Raw genomic sequence first — 3,275 nt, forward strand, 5'->3', positions numbered from 1 at the left:
AATAGCTTTAGCATCAAGCTGTGCTTCATCTAATTCAGCGCTTACGCCCAAGAATGTATTCATGGTTCGTTCGGCGTCAGGGGTAATCATAACCAGACATTTTCCGGTTGTACCATTCGGGTGGGCTTTATCGCTTGTGGTCACGCCCGCTGCTTGGGTATCTTGTTGGAAGAATAGGCCGTTTTCGTCGTCTGATACTTTGCAGGAATAATAGGTCTTGGCACCGAAGTAACTGGCAGCGATAATCGAGTTGCATGCCGAGCCGCCGCTGGCTCTTTTACTACCAACCAAGTGTTCTTTCATTAGCTCTAGTATTTCGGCTTGGCGGGTTTCATCCACCAAGGTCATTAGACCTTTCTCAATATTAGCTTGGGATAGGAATTCATCGGTGACTTCAATTTCAGTATCGACGAGGGCGGCGCCTAAACCATAGACGTGATATTGTTGCATAGTAATTGCCTTGCTAGTTGGCTAATGGTGGTGTCCATTATATACAGCGTCATTTGCGTATGGCAAAGACGATTTATACGCTTGGTGAATAGCCTGCGCGGTAGATAGCATGAAAAAGGATATATGAGGAAGAACCTTGCTTGGAATGAATAGAAATGTATTGGTTTTATTGTTATCTGGTGCGCTGGGCTTGTGTATTGCGCCAATGGTTGTGTTTATCGGTGGTTTGGTCGGGGCATCGCTTGCTCCTGATCCAGAACTTTCCACATTGCCTGTAGCGGGCATTGTTATTGGTACCGCCTGTGCCGTGATTCCGGTCTCGCGTCTAATGCAGCGTTTCGGTAGAAAAAAGATCTTTTTGGCTGCCTCCTTATATAGCGCTTTGGTATCATGTTTTGCTGCGATTTCTATATCTTATGAAAGTTTTTGGTTGTTTTGTTTGAGTACTGTATTGCTAGGTGGTGCCCTGGCCGTTATTCAGCAATATCGTTTTGCGGCAATGGAGAGTGTTGAGCCATATCTGGCACCAAAAGCTGCATCCTTCGTGTTGTTGGGTGGGCTTATTGCGGCGATACTAGGGCCAGAGCTGGCTCATCTGGGGAGGGCGTTGCATGAAGTGCCCTTTTCGGGCTCGTTTACTCTGCTTTCAATTCTTTGTTTATTAAGTGGTGTTGTTATGTTGTTTTTTCAGCCCGTTGTCGTGACAGGGGGTGAGGAAGAACTCGGCGGCCGTCCTTTAATTGATATCATGCATTCATCCTTATTTTGGGTGGCGGTGATGTCGGCAACCATAGGTTATGCGGTGATGAGTTATGTTATGACCGCTACGCCCGTCAGTATGCATGTCATGGAAGGGCATTCTTTAGAAGATACTAAATGGGTTATTCAGAGCCATATTCTTGCGATGTTCTTGCCTTCCTTAGTGAGTGGATATCTGATTTCAAAGTTTGGTGAATATCGCTTGATGCTGGCTGGTTTGGCAGCTTATACGGTGTGTTTGATGATAGCGCTTTCAGGTCAGAATGTGATGCATTATTGGCTTGGATTGGTGTTGCTAGGTATTGGTTGGAACTTTCTATTTGTCGCAGGTACGGTTTTGCTTCCTAAAGTGTACCAACCTGCCGAGAGGTATAAAGTACAGGGTTTTAATGACTTTTTTGTGTTTGTATTCCAGGCTGCGGCATCAATATCTAGTGGAGTAGTTATTTATAGTGTTGGCTGGAATAGCCTGCTTATCTACGCTATTCCGCTAATTTTGGTTCAGATGTTGGTGATCTTTATCTGGAGAATAGGTAAAAGTAAGGAGGGAGAGCTTGTCTAATTATCGCTTTAGTTTTCTTTTGCTTGGAGGTTTAAGTCTGGCTGGCTGCTCCAGCTTGCCGCCTGAACAACCTCAAAATATTTGTAAAATATTCGAAGAAAAGCCAGACTGGCATGATGCCGCGCTCGATGTACGGGAACGCTGGGGAGTCCCTGTTCACATTCCAATGGCCATAATGTATCAAGAGTCATCTTTTAAATACGATGCGGCACCGCCGATGGAGTACTTCCTTGGATTTATTCCTATCGGTCGAGCGAGCGATGCGTATGGTTATTCTCAGGCTAAGACTCCTGTTTGGGGAGAATATGTAGCTGACGCCGGGAGCACCTTTGCAGATCGCGATGATTTTGATGATGCGATTGATTTTGTCGGTTGGTATATGAATCGAAGTAGCAAGATAAACAAGGTTAGTAAATGGGATGCCTACGCACAATACCTAAATTATCACGAAGGGCATGGTGGTTATCGTAGAGCTAGTTATGAAAAAAAACCTTGGCTAAAAAAGGTAGCGAAGAAGGTTGAGGCTCGGGCTAAAAAATATAGTGAGCAATACTGGTCGTGTAAAGATGACTTAAATAGTGGGTGGTTTTAGACAAGATTGATAGGCATAAAAAAACCTCACAAATGCGAGGCTTTTTTATTATTACTTGCGAGTGCTAGATTAAGCTTGCTTACGACGAGCGAAACCTAGACCAGCCAAACCAAGACCTAGAAGAGCTAGAGTGCCTGGCTCTGCAACTGATACTTCGAATGACTGGTGGATGCCGTCACCGCGCGATTCTACGATTACGCCGTCAACATTTTTGTACTTCGTATATGGCTTGCTACCAACTAGAACGTTTGGTGTTGCATAGTTTTGGCCGATGAAGATGCCGAAGTCTTCAGTGCCTGGATCTGTTGTGTTGTCTTCCAGGTCAGCAAAAAGGCTTGAACCCAAGTTAAAGCGAGTAAGCTTTGTGTCTTTGTCAAGGTCAAAGGTAAACCCATCATAGCCATTGCTATTTGTTTTTGCAGTCCAGTTGATAGTATTGCCCCAGTTGCTTGTAGAGGTGTAGTCACTGCCGTCAAAGCTAATGGTTGTAGCTGTAGGAGAGCTGCCATTTACGACTTCGAAGCTACCAAACCATGTGGCGTTTGATGATACATTTGGGCTTCTCCAACGAACATTCCATTGATAGTCATTGCCTTCAGTTGTCCAAAGGTAATAACCGTTTCCTTGTGAGCCAAGGTTGATGTTTGTTGCGGACGTTTCACCAGTGTACTGAGGTGTTGCAAGAGCGCATACAGAGGTAACTGCTAAAGTTGCTGCTGCTAAAAGCTGCTTAAGTTTCATGTAATTTTCCTTATTTGTAATTAAATGACGACTACAAAATAGTCCGTTAATTATAACTGTTGTTCAAAGCATTAGTTGTGCCAATGATCCATAAAATATATATATAACAGTAGGATAAGTTATTTGATATTTTTCTTTCTATGGTTTTTTTGTTTATTGTGTAAAAAAAGC

4 protein-coding genes are annotated in these 3,275 nt (G+C 43.8%); 2 read left to right on the forward strand and 2 right to left on the reverse strand.

Translation table 11 applies throughout. The features are described from left to right. Positions 1-450, reverse strand: a 450-nt coding sequence (locus A3757_RS18710) for a PfkB family carbohydrate kinase (RefSeq protein ID WP_231878320.1), incomplete at its 3' end; no start/stop codon positions are given. 145 nt (positions 451-595) lie between these two features. Between A3757_RS18710 and A3757_RS18715 the strand changes: the two genes are divergently transcribed. Both A3757_RS18715 and A3757_RS18720 read left to right on the forward strand, forming a co-directional pair. Beyond that, complete coding sequence (locus A3757_RS18715) at positions 596-1,771, forward strand: MFS transporter (protein WP_068515180.1); 1,176 nt, start codon at positions 596-598, stop codon at positions 1,769-1,771. Next, complete coding sequence (locus A3757_RS18720; RefSeq protein WP_068515177.1) at positions 1,764-2,363, forward strand: hypothetical protein; 600 nt, start codon at positions 1,764-1,766, stop codon at positions 2,361-2,363. Before A3757_RS18715 ends, A3757_RS18720 begins: the two co-directional genes overlap by 8 nt. 69 nt (positions 2,364-2,432) lie before the next feature. Here the strand turns inward: A3757_RS18720 and A3757_RS27000 are convergent, their stop codons facing one another. Further along, positions 2,433-3,104: a PEP-CTERM sorting domain-containing protein gene (locus A3757_RS27000; protein ID WP_068515173.1), complete on the reverse strand. Its 672-nt coding sequence runs from the start codon at positions 3,102-3,104 to the stop codon at positions 2,433-2,435. Between the last annotated feature and the right edge of the window lie 171 nt (positions 3,105-3,275).

The organism is Oleiphilus sp. HI0117, assembly GCF_001635235.1.